This is a genomic window from Xanthomonas vasicola pv. musacearum NCPPB 4379 (genome assembly GCF_000277895.2).
Taxonomy (GTDB): Bacteria; Pseudomonadota; Gammaproteobacteria; order Xanthomonadales; family Xanthomonadaceae; genus Xanthomonas; species Xanthomonas vasicola.
This window is the reverse complement of sequence record NZ_CP034655.1, coordinates 586,972-603,399: the sequence shown is the minus strand read 5'-3', so window position 1 is coordinate 603,399 and position 16,428 is coordinate 586,972. Positions and strand designations below refer to the sequence as shown.

The following is a 16,428-nucleotide window of genomic DNA, read 5'->3' as shown; positions in this document are numbered from 1 at the left end:
GCCTTTGCCTGGACAGCAGCCAGACCGATTACTTGGCCGCGGCATCCTTCGCAGCCGCGTCGCCGGCCTTGGCCTGCAGGGCTTCGGTGGTGATGCGGATCTTCACTTCGTCGCTGACGTTCGGGGCGTACTGGCTCACGCCGAAATCGCTGCGCTTGATGGTGGTGGTGGCATCGAAACCAGCCGCCGGCACCTTCTTCATCGGGTGCTCGCCGGCACCGTTGACGGTGACGTCCAGCACGACCGGCTTGGTCTGGCCCTTGATGGTCAGATCGCCAGTGACGGTCAGCTTGTTGGTGCCGGCAGCTTCCACCTTGGTGCTCTTGAAGGTGGCGGTCGGGAACTTGGCCGCGTCGAAGAAATCACCGCTCTTCAGGTGTTCGTCGAGCTTGGCGGTGAAGCTGTTTAAGCCGGACAGCGGCAGGGTGACCTGCACGGTGGACTTGGTCACGTCGGCGGCGTCGTACACCAGGGTGCCATCGACATTGCCGAAGTGCGCGCTAGGGTTGGAGAAGCCGAAGTGGCTCCATTGCGCCAGCACGTCGGTGTGCGCCGGGTCCAGGGTGTAGGTGCCCGAAGCCACTTCAACGGCCGGGGCGGTCGAGGCGGCAGGCGCCGGTGCCGGTGCCGGTGCCGGCGCAGCAGCAGCGTCCGCCGGGGCGGTGGCAGCAGGCGTGGTTTCGGCGGCCGGGGCGGCGGTGTTGTCGGCCGGCTTGGAGCAGGCGGCAATGGCCAGGGTCAGGGCGAGCGGCAGCAACAGCTTGTGGGTGGTCTTCATTGAAACTCCATCTGATGAGAGACGCGTTGGATCAACGCAGGTGGGACAGGTGCAGACGGACGAGGACTGCAGGAAACCGAAAGACCATGTACGTCGAGACGGTAAGCGAGATCAAGCGGTCTGCCGGCGAACGGCCAACTGCGTCGCTTGAAAGCGGCACGCATGCGCGGTGTGCCGGGGCGCACCCCGCACGCATGCAGGCATCGCCTTACTCGAAGCGCGCGGCTTCGTCGAAGCTCAGGCGTGGCGAACGCGGGAACAGCCCGGCTTGGTCGCCGTAGCCGAGATTGATCAGGAAATTGGACTTGATCGGCGTGCCGGCGAAAAACGCCGCATCCACCTTGGCGTTATCGAAGCCGGACATCGGGCCGGCATCCAGTCCCAGCGCACGCGCAGCCAGGATCAGGTAGGCGCCCTGCAGCGAGCCATTGCGGAACGCCGATTCGGTGCGCCCTTCGCGCGGGCCGTCGAACCAGCTCTTGGCGTCAATATGCGGGAACAGGTACGGCAGCTTTTCGTGGAAGTCTTCATCGTGCGCCACGATCACCGTCACTGGCGCGGCCAGGGTCTTGGCGGCATTGCCCTCGGACAGCGCCGGCTTGAGCTTGGCCTTGCCTTCGGCGCTGGTCACGAACACGAAGCGCGCCGGACAGCTATTGGCCGCGGTGGGGCCCCACTTCACCAACTCATACAGCTCGCGCAGCACCTCCTGGCTGACCGGCTTGTCGGCAAACGCGTTTTGCGTGCGGGCGGTGCGGAACAGCTGATCCAGTGCGGCGGCGTTGAGCGAGTCGGACATGAGCACTCCAGAAGAAGGGTGGTGCGACGGTAGGCTGCGGCGTCGGCGCCGGTGTTAAGACCCGCAGTGTAGAGTGACGCGATTGCCGCCACACGCGTTCAATCTGAAACAAATCTATGTCGGATCTGAAACGATGGGGCTGACCTGGGCGCTGAGCGACGGCCGCGCCGGCAATGCGCGTCAGGCCGAGGCGCTGGCGCGTGCCCTGCAACCCGATACCTTTCAGCCCATCCACCTGCAGCCAAAGGCGCCATGGCGCTGGGCGGCGCCGCTGCGGCTACCCGGCGCCCAACAGGCGTTTGGCGCGGCATTTGCCCGGCACCTGCAGCAGCCCGCGGCGCTGGCCATCGGCTGCGGCCGGCAGGCGGCGCTGGCCACCCGGCTGCTGCGTGCCCGTGGCAGCCGCAGCGTACAGATCCTGGACCCGCGGCTGGACCCGCGGCACTGGGACCTGCTGGTGGTGCCCGAACATGACGCACTACGCGGCAGCAACGTGCTCACCCTGCTCGGCAGCCTGCACCCGGTGGACGATGCGTGGCTGGCGGCCGGGCGGGCGGCCTTCCCTGCCATGGGCGGCTTGCCGGGCCCGCGGCTAGCCCTGCTGATCGGCGGACCCACCGACCAGGTCCCGTGGACATCCGAGGTGCTGGCGGCGCTGTGCGCACGCATGAGTGCCCACCTGCGCACGCTGGGCGGCAGCCTGCTGATCACCACCTCCCGCCGCACACCGGGCGATGCGATCGCTGCGCTGCGCGTGGCCTGCACCGGCCTGCCGCACCTGCTGTGGTGCGACGAGCGCGATGGGCCCAACCCCTACGCCGGCCTGCTCGGCTGGGCCGATGCCATCGTGGCCACTGCCGACTCGGTCAACCTGCTCTCCGAAGCCTGCGCCACCCGTGTAGCGGTGGCTGCCGCGTTTGCCGAGCAGGCAAGCGGGCGCGTTGGCACCTACTTGCAGGCGTTGCGGCAACGTCAGCGCTTGCACCCCGTCAATGAAGTTCTCGCCGGCGCTGTCAATATCGTTCCTGTGCGCGAAACCGAGCGCATCGCCACGCAGGTACGCGCGCGCCTGCTGCCATAGCCCAACGCCGGTTCTTTTCTCGCTGCCAGCGCATGCCTGTTCGCCGCATTGACCTTGCCCTGCGCGCACGCCGGTCAAGCGACCACACCCGGCGAAAAATCCGAGTTCTATTCGGCGCTGTCTCTAGCCACACCAGTGCTGATCGCGTCCGGCGTGGTCGCCTCCGTCGTTGGCGGACCACTCGCTGCATCTAATGCAGTGGCCGAGTCACGCCGTGAGGCACGCGCGGGCAAGCTGCCGCCAACGCGCGTGGAGGCAGTCGACACCCTGCCCGCCGGCGCACGCCAGGTGCGCCTGCAGGACCCGCAACAGGCCGAGAACACCGCAGTGCTGCAATGGCAGGTGCGCCAGGACGACCCCGCCGCAGGCTTCCATGTCGGCGAAATAGTGACGTTCCAACCCGGCCGCTGGCAGTGGCTGGACCGTGCAAGCCGAACAAGGGAACGCATTGGCGTTCGTACCGACCGAAGCCGCTGCCGCGTACAGCAGCAACCAAACGTGGTGACACGCACGCCCTGCGCTGCAGGCGGAGGACACATCAGATCGACCACAGCGTAAGTGTCGTGGCATTGGCGTCGTTGCCACGACGCCAATGCCGCCAGGCGCGCCGCGTTTACGGATTGCTGGGAGACCGCGGAATGCCGGCCGGCGCTGCGTCCAGCGCACCGATCATCAACCGCACGATCGGGGTTCCCAGGCCGGTGGTGTAGTTGTACTTGCCCGCGATCGGCACATCGTTACTGACCACCCCGTTATTGCCGGGGATGCCGCGGTGGTAGGCCTCCGGTCCATTGGCAGCCAGGCGATACAGGTAGTCGTTGAGATTGCCCTGCCGGCCCTGCTTCTGCACCAGCAGCGCGGCCACGCTGGCGAACTCCGGCGCCGCCACGCTGGTGCCGATCACCTTGGTGATGGCACCGGCAACGTAGATGGACACCGCGCTGCCCTCCTGCTGACAGGGCTGCACGGCGATCGACGGGCAACCACCGACCAGCATGCCGACATCGGGCAAAGCGCGCATGGAAGTGCGCGTGCCGCCCAGCGCGCGCAACTGATACCCCGGGCGTTGGAACAGCGTGCTGACGCCGCCACCGGCACCCCAGTAACCGCCAGTGAGAAGCGCGCCCACGCCATAGGGGTCATCCGCCTGCAATGGGTCGGCATAGGCGCTTTCGCTGACGTAGCCCGAACCCAGGCTGCCCTTCTTGTAGGCGGTGAACAGGTTGCCACCACCAACCGCGGTCACGTGAGCATCGGCGGCAGGCCACTCTACGCTGGGGATGTAACGGCCGTTCTTGCCATCTACCAGGTACTGCGTGTCCGGGCATTCCAGGCCGGCGTTGTCGCCGCTGGAGGTGACGAAGCTGATGCCTTGCGCGTTGCCTTGCTTGAAGACGGCATCGAACAGGCCAGCAATGAAGGTAGCATCTCTGCCGCTGTTATAGGCTGGGGTGAAGTACTGCTCGCAGAGCCCAAACGAGGAGCTGACCACGTCTGCCTGATTGTCCTGCACGATCTGTCGGTAGCCGGCCAGCAGGGAATCGATGGTGAGATCGGGCAGCACGTACAGCAGCACATGTGCGCCCGGCGCGCCGCCGAGCGCCATGTCCACATCGAGCGTCGCCTCGCGCTCGGCAGCGAGATTGCCATCCTGCACGCCGGGCTTGGCACCGGCCACATAGCGGCGCGCGTAAAGCGTCGGATTGGCATGGTTGCCGGCATACCGACTGAAGTGCTCATGGTCGAACATCGCGGCGATGTCCGTATCCAACACGTCGCTGCCGATCAAGATGGCGATGGTGCTGCCGCTACCGTCAAGCCGCTGCTGCTTGCCTGGCGCGCCAATCATCGTCTGGTAGGACGGATAGCCGTAGGCCTGTTTGAGATCGTTGTACCAATAACTCGTGCTGCCCTCGCCATAGCGGTTGCTGGGGTCGCCAGCCAGCACGCGCGAGTTCATGTGCGCCGCCGGCAGGCCCCGGCTCAGGCCGGTGACGGTGACACCGTTGGCACGTAGCGCGGCCGGCAGCTGCAGCGGAGCGGCAGCCGCCAGGCGTACCTGCTGGCCGGCCTTCAGATCAGCGACCAATGGCGCGGCGAACAGCCGCTCCACACTGTCTGCAGTCGCGCTGACATGCAGGGTTGGCCCCTGCTGCACCACGGTCATGTGTGCGGCCTGCAGGGCGGCGCGCACCTGCGCGAGCTGCGCAGGCGCTGGACCAAAACGCCGCTGGAATTCGGCCGCCGACAGCCACTTGTGCTACTGCGGCGACAGCGGATCCTGGATGTCTGCCAGCAGCGCGTCCAGGGCCGCCTGGTCGCGTGATGGCAGATGCACGTCGAATGACACTGGCGCTGCGCGCAAGCTTGCGGTCATCGCGTCAATCTGGGCATCGGGGACGGTCGTGGCAGCGTTGGCGCTACTGAGAGCGAACAACACGGCAGCCAGCAGCGGCAGACAGCGGGTGCGAGTAAGCATGCATCTCTCCGGGGGGCAGAGCAGTGAGCGAGGCCGAATGGCATCGCGGGGCGTGCACGAGAATCAGACGACGGGGGTCATGAGCCTGGACGATACGTGCGATGTCCGCGGCCGAAATGCCAGCGGGCGAGATTGTGTCCCCAACAGCGAGGCGCGCGTGCCTGCGGCTGTAGGTGCCGCTGCATGCCAGTCCGCCGCGCGTGGATGTCGCAAAGTGCGCGCCGTTGTGGCGAGCACCTGCAAGCGACCATGCGCGCCCATGCGCCCGCTCACGCCGCCCCTTTCCCCGGTCGAGGCCTGCCGCCCGCTTTGCAATCACCATGTGCTGCTGATGCCGTCGGTCAGGCGTCTCGTGCACACGTCACCGATGACGACCCGATGTCGTGGCGCAGGCTTGCCCCCTCACATCGCATGCCGACACTGCCGCCGAGCGTCAGCGTGGCCACGAGCGCCAGCGAACGCACCTCTTGGATTGCGGCCGCGATATGCGCACGCGCCCAGTCGGTCGCCGCCGGCGCGACGGGCACGGTCCGGCGGCAGGCGCCTGCGCACTAAAGGGGCGGCGTTGCCTACCGGCGCTGTGTCCGGCGAGCGCATCGCTGCGCGGGTCCAGCCCTGCCGTCGAAGCGATCATTGCGCGCCCAGACAACGCCGTGTCGCCATGCGTCTTGCCTCGCAACCTGTATTCGCCCCGCTCACCGCCCGTGCATTGCTCTGGGCGGTGCTGGCAATGGGCGCGGCGGTCCTGCTGTCCAACAGCCTGGTGCAATACCCGATCAACGACTGGCTGACCTGGGGCGTGTTCTATTAACCCCCTGGCGTTCCTGAGGGTCGGCAGGGATTCGTCTGAAAAACAGCCAAAAGCGAGCTAGCTCTCTGTCAGAGAGGGTATTAATACGAATCCCTGCCGACCCTCATATCGACCGCAGACCCCAAATTCCAGCTGGCATCGAATCGTGGGGAGTCGACAGGAGAAATGTATCCTGTGTCCCCGACCACTGATCGCTACCCGGGCTATTACGTCGGTTACGGCTCCGGTGCGGGTTGGTGCGAAGTATTAGACACAGCCAGGTCCTGATATGGAATACGTTGGTTCAAGGGAGTTTCGCCATATCCAAGTTTACGGGCCAGCGCGGGAAGGGCCTCGAAGCTTGCATTCATGCCTTTGACAATTGCGGTACCTACATGACGAAGGAACTCGCTTTTGGGAGCCAAAATCTGATGCAATTCTTCTGCAGTAATTTCCCGTGCCCCGCTTTCCATTTGCTCGCTTGCTCGCGCCAGAATGGTTTGCACAACCCGCGCGTGCTTAGCGTTGTCTGAGTCAAATAGCCCAGGAACATGAATGCGCCCTCCAAGCGCCAGTGCATTCAGAGCGATGGATTCGATCGGATTAAAGACGGTGCTCCGGAAGATACGCAGCACTCTTTCCGAGAGTAATCCTGTGGCTTTGTTGCCGGCGATCAGCGGGATCATCCCGACAATGGATGCCAGCCCCATAGACTTGACGGCGGTGCTCTCGCCGGGGGCAACATCGAGCGCATGACGCGCCATCTGCTCAATCGCCTCTTCCGGGCCCATGTTCTCGCTGGGGCGCGCCATGACACCGTTCTTAATACTCTGGAACAATCCAGCACGCATCAAATCTTCGCCTTCCTTGACTTCGGGTGGAATGCCAGAGGCGGCGCCAAAGATGGCCGCTTCGGTTGTCGTCATATTGGCCGCAAGATTACCTAATCTTGATTTAAAGCCTGTGTACTCCAATACGTTATTGGGGAATGACGCAATTGAAGAGATGGCGCCGGCTTTCATTGCCTTGGGGAACAGGTTGCGCATGGACCATTCCTCCCCCTTCATACCCTTGATGATTGCAAGCACACACATGGTGTCCATGGTCTCGATTAGCAAAGGCGGCACTGAATCGATTCCGGCCAATTGCAGAGCATACTGACTGGGCGAGAAATTTTTGCCGAAGATGGCTTTTTTCAACAGTTCCGAAGCGCCGAGCTCCCATGCGGAGCCGAGTATGCTGCTGGCGCCAATACTACCAGCCAAGCCACCGAGCTGGAACTCTTTCTTGGTCGCCACACATAGCAATTCCTGTGCACCCAGACGGACCTGGAGGTCTTCGTCCCCTTTGAGTTTCTGGCTGATGAAGTGCGACAGGCCATCGTCATTGGACGTGACATCTGGGGCACACGAGGCGAGGAAGGCTTTCGCGCTGATCTCGCTGCCATCTGCCATCTTGATCAAAGCGCTTGGGCCAAATGCTGCGGAGCCCCGTTCAATCGCTTTAAGCAATAAGGGGAGGTGAATGTCAGCATTGATTTGCTCAGCTTTCCGCTCTAACGAGTTGGCGGCAGGCATCAATTGCGCCTTCTTAACCGTGAATGCGTCCTTGAACTCTTCAAGCGCTTTCTCCGGGTCTCGACGCGACACCAACTCTAGTCGGACCCCGTCAGTGCTCGCGACCTGCGATGGAACTGGCTGGTCAACCTGCGCGAAAGATAGCAACGCGTGCACCACCGGGTCGGCAGAAACAAGTCGGCCCGCTTCCCTGCGCACCAATCCCATATGCCTGGGCTTTTGGACACCTGTTAACGAGGCCGGTAGCAAAGTTTCTAATCCACTGTTATCAGTGTGACCGGAGCTTTGCCCAGTGGACCTGGGGCTAGTCGACCCGCTGCTTGTGCCGCGCCGGGGGGGCCTGGTGGTGAGCAATCTGCTATCTTCGGACTGACAGAAGCCGCTATGGCTGGGCTGTGCACCAGCTTCTAGATCACTGTCGTTGCCCATACCAAATTCGGGGCCGCGCATGTGATCAAGTGACGGCATGGAATGTGATCGTGCGTGCTCTGCCTTCATGTCTTTCTATCCTTCTTCATAAATTAGTTGAAAAGCCAGGACCTTTAGAGTGGCTAACAAAACTGTGCACGGCCGTTAGGCAAGCGGGTCTGGTGATCGGAATCGGCATGTACCACGCGTAAAATCCGGTTCTGCGCGCCGCCCGCACCCATCTGACGATCGCTGGCTACGTTGTATTAGCCGCATTTGGTATTGGTGAAACCTCGAAATCAATTTGAGAATTTATTTCTCAGGATGTTCTGATCAATCTTCCCTGTGACAGGGGTCACATAATGTCCAGGTGAGCCTGCAGGCACGGCTTTGAGCTACATATTCCCATGTTGATCTCCTGCAGTGAGTGGTGAATAAAGTTTGACGCAGAGCTTTCTGAATGTCGTTTTTTGCCCGAAGTCATGGTTGGGACGGCGAAGCATTGCGGGGTGAATCGCTCCGGGAAGTTGGGAGGCTCAAACTCCTGAGAAGATGGGGCCATGAGTAAGACGAAGTATTCCTTGGAAGCGTAAGAGCGGTTCGGCTAGTGCGGGAGCACCAAAGAAAGTCAGCCCGCGATGGGCAATCAAATCAATTCCCGCGAAAATTGGCTGTTGGTCGCAGACGCTGTGCAACTGGGTGCGTCAGGCCGAGCGTGATGCCGGCAGCGTCAGGAGGCCGACGACGGACGAGCGGACGCGGATAAAAGCGCTGGAACGCGAAGTGCGCGCGCTGGGGCAAGCCAGCGAGATTCTGCGCAAGGTCAGTGCGTATTTCGCCCAGGCGGAGCTCGACCTAAGCTTCACGCCCTGACCCAGGTCAGCAACCTGATCCACCGCCGCTTCGGGCCGCGTGCGGCACGCACGCTGGCCTGGTGCGGGTTTGCGTTGGCGGTGCTGCTCTCGTTCTGGCTGGCGACGCCACGCATTACGGTGGCCTCCTGCAGCGCCTTTATCGCGGCGCAATTGCTGGACATCAGCGTGTTCGACCGCCTGCGCAACGGCAGCTGGTGGCGCGCGCCCATCGTGGCCACCACCTGCAGCGCCACCCTGGATACCACCATCTTCTGGAGCATTGCGTTTGCGGGCGTGGGCCTGCCGTGGATCAGCTGGGCGGCCGGCGATCTGGCAGTGAAACTGGGCATCGGCATATTTCTACTCGGCCCATTTCGCGCGTTGCTGTGGCCTAGCGCGCCGCGTCGGCAGAACGCATAACGCTAGCGCATGCCTTGCTACCGCGAGGACGGCAACGCATCGTTGTTGTCGGTTGCTACGCACGCATCGCATGCACCGCACTCACAGCGCTGTTTCGTCCTTGCCCAGCGGAAACGTCAGGCCCTGCACCCGCGCGGCATTGAAGATAATGCCGCGCGCCTGCTGGATGGCCGGCGTCGGTGCGATCAGGCGCGGGCGGCGGTCCAGCGTGCAGCTCAGGCCGGCATCCACCAGTGCTGCATGCGCCTGATGCAGCGGTGCGGCGCTGTCATCCGGCAGCCAGTGCACCTGCACCAGCGCGTCGATCAACGCCGGCGTATCGCAAACATCGAGGAGCTGCGGCTGCTGTGCTGCCAGGCCGAGCACACCGGCCTGCAGCACGAATTCCAGATCCACCAGGCCGCCAGCGCCTTGTTTGAGGTCCAGCCGGCCGGCATCGCTGCGATCCAGTTCGGCGCGCATGCGCGCGCGCATCTTGCGCACGTCCTCATGTAACTGCGCAGTGTCGCGCACGCGCATCAGCGTATAGCGCCGCACCTGTGCGAACGCATCGCACAGGGCAGCATCGCCGGCCACCGCGCGTGCACGCACCAGGGCCTGATGCTCCCAGGTCCAGGCGCGCTCGCGCTGGTATTCGCGGTAGCTGGCCAGCGACGACACCAGCGCACCCTTGCCGCCATCCGGGCGCAGTCGCACATCGATGTCGTACAGGCGGCCGGCGCCGGTCTCGGCAGCCAGCAATGCCATCACCTTCTGCGCAAGCCGCGCAAACCAGCGCCCGGCTTCCAGCGGACGCTTGCCGTCGGAGGCGTCCACCTCGGGCGGATGATCGTAGAGAAACACCAGATCCAGATCCGATCCGAATCCCAGTTCCAGCCCGCCCAAACTGCCGTAACCGATGATGGCGAAGCTGCCACCGGGCACGTGCCCGTGCGCTGCCACCATTTCGCTGCGCGCCAGCTGCAGCACGGTCTGCACCACCGCTTCGGCAAGCCAGGCCAGTTGCCGGGTGCTCTCCACCGCCTGCTGGCGGCCATCCAGCGTTGCCAGTGCAATCCGGAAGCTCAATGCAAGCCGGCGCTCGTTGAGTTCACGCAACGCCGCTTCGGTGTCGTCGATATGCAAGGTGTCGGCGCAGGCCGCGTGCAGCGCTGCGCGATCCGGCAGCGGCCCGCTGATGCGGGTGTCGAGCAATTCGTCCAGCAGCAACGGATACGCCGCCAGGCGCTCGGCCAGCAGCGCACTGCGCGAGAGCACATCGACCAGGCGTGCCAGCGCGCTGGGCTGTTCGTCCAGCAGAGCGAGATAGCTGGTGCGGCGCAAGGTGGCCTGCAGCAGGCCCAGCATGCGGCGCACCGCCGCATCCGGCTGACTGGCACGGGTGGCCGCGTGCAGCAGCGCCGGCATCACCCGATCCAGCCGCGCACGCGCGCTATCGGACAGTGCACGCACGCCGGACGACTGCGCAAAATCAGCCAATACCTGATGTGCGCCGGCGGGATCGTTCAAGCCAATCCCCGCCAACGGCGCTGCATCGCCCTCCGGCAGCGCGCGCCAGTAATCGGCCAGCATGTCCGGTGCGGTCGCGCGCACGCGCGGGGCCAGTAGCTCGGCAAATTCGGCCGCAACGCGTGCACGCTGCGGCGCCAGCGCATCCAGCAGGGCCGCCCACTCCGCGTAGCCCAGGCCCAGCGCGATCCGCTCACGATCCAGCGGCGCCTGCGGCAATGCGTGGGTCTGCGCATCGCACAACATCTGCAGGCGATTTTCCAGCCGGCGTAGAAAACGATACGCGGTGGTCAGCGCCTGGCCGTTCTCCTGGTCGATCTGGCCTGCGGTCACCAGCGCCTGCAGCGCAGGCAGCAGCCGGCGTTCGCGCAGACGCGGCTCGCGCCCACCGCGAATCAATTGCAGCGATTGCGCCAGAAACTCGATTTCGCGAATCCCGCCGGGCCCACGCTTGATGTCGTCCAGACGATCGTGCCGCGCCACTTCGGCCGTGATGGCCGCCTTCATCTCACGCAAGCCATCCAGCGCGGTGAAGTCCAGATACCGCCGGTAGACGAATGGCCGCAGCGTTTCCAGCCAGGCTTCGCCGGCGTCAACATCGCCAGCCACCGCGCGCGCCTTGAGCCAGGCATAGCGCTCCCAGTCGCGGCCTTCGCGCTGGAAATACTGATCCATGCCGGCGAACGACAGCGCCACCCGGCCGGCGGTGCCGAACGGACGCAGGCGCAGATCCACGCGATGGCTGAAGCCCTCGGCCGTGGTTTCGTCCAACAACCTGGCCAGTTGCTGGCCTAACCGCGCGAAATACTCTTCTGCTGCCAATGGGCGCGCACCATCGGATTGACCGCGCTGCGGATAGGCGTACACCAGATCCACGTCCGAGGAAAAATTCAGCTCGCCACCGCCCAACTTGCCCAGCCCGAACACCACCAGGCGTTGCACGCTGCCGTCTTCGGCAATGACGTTTCCATGGCGGGTAGCGAATTGCTGCTCCAGCGCGTGCAGGCCGCATTGCAAGCAGTGCTCTGCCAGCTGGGTTGCGCCGGCCAGGGTGGCCTCGACGCTGTCCAGACCGAGCACATCGCGCCACACCAGGCGCGTGGACTCGGCGCTGCGATAGCGTCGCAATTGCGCAGGCCACAGCTGTGGCTGGGCCGGATCGAGCTGCGGCAATGGCAGCGGCGGCGGATCGGGTTGTGCCAGGTGCTGCAGCAATGCCGGTTGTCGCGCCAGCGTATCGAGCGCGAACTCGCTGGCCAGTGCCACCTGCGCAAGCTGCCGATCGAACGCGCCGCCTGGCCAGGCCTGTTCGACAGGCACTGATTGACGGACACGCGCCACGGCCCGCTCGATAAGGGCGGTGAGTGCAGGAGACATGGAAGGGGTAGGCATCGGCATGACCGGATTTTGGCATCCCTGCCACGCAGGGAGTGCACACATGCGCGACATCCCGCACAGCGACTGCAACACGGCGTGCAGCATTTCGCCACTTTGAACATCTCGCTGACGCAGCCCTGACAAAACCCATGCTGCACTGCGGCTTTCGCACGAGGCTTCGCCATGTCGTCCACCACCTTGCCTGCAGCGTTGCTGCCCTCGCTGATTCCGCTCGATACGGACGGCAACGATCCCGCGCTGCCGCCCAGCCTGCCCTTCCTGCATCTGTGGACGGGCCCGGATGGCAAGAGCTGCCTCAACGCCTCGCAGCTGCCCGGCTTCGGCAGCAAGAGCGTGGGCGGCGGCGCCGCACCGCAGTGGTTGCGGCCGTTTCCTGGCGAGGTGCGCGGCATCCAGTTCGCGGTGCTACCGGTGGGTTGGGTCGGCGACTGGCATGAGAGCCCGCACCCGCAGTGGGTGATTCCGTTGCGCGGCCGCTGGTTCATCGAAACCGGCGACGGCACACGCGTGGAAATGGGCCCTGGCGACATCCACTTCGGCCAGGATCAGGGCACCACCGATCAGCGCGGCCACCGTTCCGGCCAGCTGGGCGACCAGCCCTGCTTGCAAATGATGGTGCAGTTTGCACAATCGCCAGCGGCTGCCACCGCGCATCCGTTCGGCCATCCGACGCCGCGTTGATGGACAGCCACTGCCGCGTTCGCGCACCCGGCGCTGCCCAGCCGGCCGATTGCCCGCCACCCACCACGCAACACGCGGCGCTGGCCGCGCGCCTGGGCAACGCGCGCCTGCAGACCCTCTACGACCAGGCCACCTGGAGCGAGGGCCCGGCCTGGTGGGAAGCGCAGCGCACGCTGGTATGGAGCGATGTGGTGGGCCGCCGCGTGCTTGGCCGGCGCGAAGACGGCGCAGTGGATGTGTTGTTGGACGCCACCGCCTTCACCAACGGCAATGCGGTGGATGCGCAGCAGCGGCTGGTGCACTGCGAACACGGGCGCCGCGCGATCACCCGCAGCGATGTCGATGGCCGGGCACATCTGCTGGTCGGGCGGTTCGAGGGCAGACGGCTCAATTCGCCGAACGATCTGATCGTCGCGCGCGATGGCGCGATCTGGTTCACCGACCCGCCCTTCGGGCTGCTCAAGCCCAGCCAGGGCTGCCCGGGCCCGCGGGAACTGGACCATCACGGCGTCTACCGGCTACCGCCCGACGGCTGCGCCCTGCAGTGCATGGTCAGCCTGGATCATCCCAACGGGCTGGCGTTCTCGCCCGACGAAGACGTGCTGTACGTGTCGCAGACGCCCGAAGGCGGCCCCGGCGAGCCGGAGATCACCGCCTTCGACTGGCACGATGGCGCACTGCACAACCAGCGCCGCTTCGCGGTGGTGCCGGACGGCCTGGCAGACGGCTTCTGCGTGGACCGCCAGGGCTGGCTGTGGAGCAGCTCCGGCGCAGGCGTGTGCATCTTCGACAGCGACGGCCAATTGCTCGGCCTGGTGCCGACACCGCACACGGCCTCCAATTGCACATTCGATCTGGCGCAACGGCGGTTATTCATCACCGGCGGCAGCACGTTGTGGCTGCTGGAGCTGGAGCAATAAGCCCCGCGAGCCGGGGCGCCACGGCGCGTCAGGACAGCATTTGCTGTGGCGTGCCGCGGGCGTGCAAGGTTTGGCCGCTGGCACCGGCTGGCGCTTGACCCGGTAACGTTCAGGCATTAAAAAAGCCCGCTTGCAGCGAACTGCCAGCGGGCTTTGCTCCCTCCCCCACGTCGGGATGCAGGATCATAGTGCGCCCCCCGAATCCGACTTGCACGCTGCACTGCAAAACAATACTAAGTAGTACAGAACTGGCGCTTTCCCTCACACCGGTGCACGCGCTGCAGCCCTCAGCGCAGCAGGTCCGGCTGTGCGCGATACCACTGCTGTGCACGCAGCAGATGCCACTCGGGCATATCGCCGCGCAGGCCCACGGCCGCACTGAGCAGTCCCCAACGTGCCAGCAGGCTGCCGCTGCGTTGGTTGCCCCGCAACCGCAGACGCGCATCGACCTGAAAGCGCTCGTTGCGTGCCTGCAACCGGTCGACGATGACCGTTTCGCCTTGCCAGTGCACGCGCGCGGTCAGCTGCGCCTGGCCGGCGTCCACCAATTGCAGCATCCAGTTCGGAATCGAGCGGTCGCGTGTATACAACGCCACCAAAAACGCCAGGTCGCGCACCTGGATACGCACACCTCCATCGACACCAACCGGCTGACGCCATTGCATGCGCGTATCGTCCAGCACGATGCGCGCCCACCAGCCATCACGACGCTGTCCATCCGGGCCGGTGAACCCAACATTGCGCAGCTGGATGCTGCTGGCGTCCAGACTGAAATTTTCGGCGCGCAGGTCGCCGCGCTGCAGACGCAGGTCCGCATCCACATCGCCGCGCAGTGCCAAGCCGGCAAACTGCAGCCGCGCTGCACGCGCACCGATGCGCAAACCGCCTTTGCCGATGCGCCCACCCGGCTCGATCTGCAGATCGCCACTGAGCACGCCGTTGCCGCCGTCAAAACGCAGTTGCTGCTGCGGCAGATAGCGGTTGTAGGCACGTAGATCCGGCACGCGCGCATTGGTAAACACCAAGTGCGCGCGCGTGGCATCGCGCAGGCTGCTCAGGTTGCGTGCATCGGCGCGTGTTTGCAGATCCAGGCGCAAATCACTGCCTTGCACGAACGGGCGCGTTGTTGCGTCGCTATGTGCGATTGAAAACTGCTGCATTTTCAATGCAAGCACAGGCAGCAATTGTCCGTTGGCATCGGCATCAACGCGCAGATCGGCACTGGCCTGCCCTGTAATCGCGTGCCCCATCACGCCCACCTGCGCTTGCACATGCGGCACCTGCAGGCGGCTGCCGGCAGCAAGCTGGCCGCGATCGATCTGCAGGTCGGCATCAACCAGACCGTCGCCTTCCAGCGTGAGCCAGTCCACATCCGGAAACAGCGCGGGAATCCAGCGCAGCGACGACAGTTGCCAATGCAGCCGCGCATGCCCGGAAGTGCGCGGCAACAGGCTGCGCATGGATTGCAACGGCAACTGCCGGCCTTGCACGCGCAGGTCGGCATCCAGCGTCAGCCCGGCATCGGCCGGCTCGGGCATGCGTACCTGCACCCGCATATTTTGATCGACCTGCAACTGCGCGGTCAGTTCGCCCAGCAAAGCAGCCGGTGCGCGCGTGCTGTCGTGCAGCGGTGCGCGCCAGCGCAGTTGGCTACCAGACTGCAACGCACCGCGTATCCAGCGCAGTTCACCATCCGCACGCCCCTTGCCGGCACGCGTTGCGACCGTGTGCCGGCCCTGCGCATTGCGGGTGACATCCAACGCTGCGGTGTCGCCATGCAAGGCGATCAGCGCATCAGTGAGCTGCAGCACTGCTCGTCCACTTGCCTGATCCGGTGAATGCCGCGCGATGCTGGCTTCGATACGCAGCTGTCCATTGCGCAGCACTTCGTGTTCGCCCCAGCGCACACGCGCTGATTCGAACACTGCACGCGAAGGAAAGATTTCCATCGGCCCGCCACGCAGTTGCTTGAACAGACCCAGTTGCAGTTGGCCGTCGCCTTCGATGTGGAGCTGACGCAGCGCCAAGTCCTGCACGTGATCGGCAACGATGCGGTCCAATTGCAGGGTCCAGGCGGTTGGTGATGTTGGTGTGCTGGCTTGAGCGTCAACGCGCTGGGCTGATTGCGTCACACCGGTTGTGGGCGTTGCGTTGGTTGTGGTGGTTGCAGTCGTTACGCCTAGATTCTGCGCGGGCGGCTGCGTCGCCGCCGTGTTTTCGACATTGGGCGTTGCTGTGGGCATCCCCTCGTGTGCTGGAGCGGCCGGCGTATCGGCGCCCCCCTTCACCGGAGCAACAGCAGCACGCGTCGCTTGCGTTGCCGCAGACGATTGCGCCGCTGACGCCCCCGGCGCTACGACAGCAGCCTGCATGCCGCCACGCACGCCGTGCGCGTGCAACTCCGGCACCAGCAGTTGCCGGTGCAGCAATGGCAGCAGCCGAATCTGCCCGCTCATCCGCTGCGCATTCGCGTTCCAGTTCGTGCGCGTCGAATGGCCTTGCAGATCGACGTCCCATAGCACCACACGTCCGGGCCACCAGGTCAGTCCCGGGCCCCATTGCATGGTGAACTTATCGGGCGAGCGGTTCAGCGCTGCCGGGCCGAGTGGCGTATTGAGCAACAGATTGCCCAGCAGCACATAGCTTGCGTACAGCGCGATCAGCGCCAGCAGCGGCCAGCGCAGTGCGCGCGGCAAGGCACGCCAGCGGGCGCGCACAGGCATCGTCATGACGG

General features: G+C 64.8%; 9 protein-coding genes, 1 other RNA gene and 4 pseudogenes. 8 read left to right on the top strand and 6 right to left on the bottom strand.

The annotated features are described in order from the left end of the window. Positions 1–28 precede the first annotated feature (28 nt). Together KWO_RS02790 and KWO_RS02785 are read right to left on the bottom strand one after the other, a co-directional pair. Positions 29–778: a YceI family protein gene (locus KWO_RS02790; RefSeq protein WP_010379531.1), complete on the bottom strand. Its 750-nt coding sequence runs from the start codon at positions 776–778 to the stop codon at positions 29–31. Between the two features lie 208 nt (positions 779–986). Beyond that, positions 987–1,577, bottom strand: a complete 591-nt coding sequence (locus tag KWO_RS02785) for a malonic semialdehyde reductase (RefSeq protein WP_010379530.1) — start codon at positions 1,575–1,577, stop codon at positions 987–989. Between the two features lie 133 nt (positions 1,578–1,710). On the opposite strand from KWO_RS02785, the gene KWO_RS02780 reads away from it, so the two are divergent. Both KWO_RS02780 and KWO_RS02775 read left to right on the top strand, forming a co-directional pair. Continuing rightward, a complete protein-coding gene (locus KWO_RS02780; RefSeq protein ID WP_010379528.1) occupies positions 1,711–2,658 on the top strand; it encodes a mitochondrial fission ELM1 family protein in 948 nt (315 codons plus the stop codon). A gap of 36 nt (positions 2,659–2,694) precedes the next feature. Continuing rightward, positions 2,695–3,163: pseudogene (locus KWO_RS02775) on the top strand (hypothetical protein). A gap of 108 nt (positions 3,164–3,271) precedes the next feature. Here KWO_RS02775 and KWO_RS02770 read toward each other — a convergent pair. Beyond that, a pseudogene (locus KWO_RS02770) lies at positions 3,272–5,137 on the bottom strand (S53 family peptidase). A gap of 661 nt (positions 5,138–5,798) precedes the next feature. Here KWO_RS02770 and KWO_RS02760 point away from each other — a divergent pair. Next, a complete protein-coding gene (locus KWO_RS02760; protein WP_010379522.1) occupies positions 5,799–5,948 on the top strand; it encodes a hypothetical protein in 150 nt (49 codons plus the stop codon). Between the two features lie 215 nt (positions 5,949–6,163). Here the strand turns inward: KWO_RS02760 and xopB are convergent, their stop codons facing one another. Then, positions 6,164–7,711, bottom strand: coding sequence for a XopB/HopD1 family type III secretion system effector (xopB, locus tag KWO_RS02755; RefSeq protein WP_010379521.1), 1,548 nt, complete (start codon positions 7,709–7,711; stop codon positions 6,164–6,166). 398 nt (positions 7,712–8,109) lie between these two features. Here xopB and KWO_RS02750 point away from each other — a divergent pair. The 3 genes and pseudogenes from KWO_RS02750 to KWO_RS02740 form a co-directional block, all read left to right on the top strand. Then, positions 8,110–8,184: non-coding RNA, sX9 sRNA (locus KWO_RS02750), on the top strand. A gap of 335 nt (positions 8,185–8,519) precedes the next feature. Next, a pseudogene (locus KWO_RS02745) lies at positions 8,520–8,769 on the top strand (transposase); the annotation flags it as partial. Positions 8,770–8,790: 21 nt separating this feature from the next. Continuing rightward, positions 8,791–9,186 (top strand): annotated as a pseudogene (locus KWO_RS02740) (VUT family protein); the annotation flags it as partial. 81 nt (positions 9,187–9,267) lie between these two features. On the opposite strand, the gene glnE reads toward KWO_RS02740, so the two are convergent. Beyond that, complete coding sequence (gene glnE, locus KWO_RS02735) at positions 9,268–12,093, bottom strand: bifunctional [glutamate--ammonia ligase]-adenylyl-L-tyrosine phosphorylase/[glutamate--ammonia-ligase] adenylyltransferase (protein ID WP_026113384.1); 2,826 nt, start codon at positions 12,091–12,093, stop codon at positions 9,268–9,270. Between the two features lie 162 nt (positions 12,094–12,255). Here glnE and KWO_RS02730 point away from each other — a divergent pair, with 162 nt between their 5' ends. Together KWO_RS02730 and KWO_RS02725 are read left to right on the top strand one after the other, a co-directional pair. Next, positions 12,256–12,774: a cupin domain-containing protein gene (locus KWO_RS02730; protein ID WP_010371802.1), complete on the top strand. Its 519-nt coding sequence runs from the start codon at positions 12,256–12,258 to the stop codon at positions 12,772–12,774. After that, on the top strand, positions 12,774–13,694 hold the full coding sequence (locus tag KWO_RS02725; protein ID WP_010379514.1) for an SMP-30/gluconolactonase/LRE family protein: 921 nt from the start codon (positions 12,774–12,776) through the stop codon (positions 13,692–13,694). Before KWO_RS02730 ends, KWO_RS02725 begins: the two co-directional genes overlap by 1 nt. Positions 13,695–13,981: 287 nt before the next feature. Here the strand turns inward: KWO_RS02725 and KWO_RS02720 are convergent, their stop codons facing one another. Next, entirely contained in the window at positions 13,982–16,423 is a 2,442-nt protein-coding gene (locus tag KWO_RS02720; protein WP_010379512.1) for a hypothetical protein, read from the bottom strand. Between the last annotated feature and the right edge of the window lie 5 nt (positions 16,424–16,428).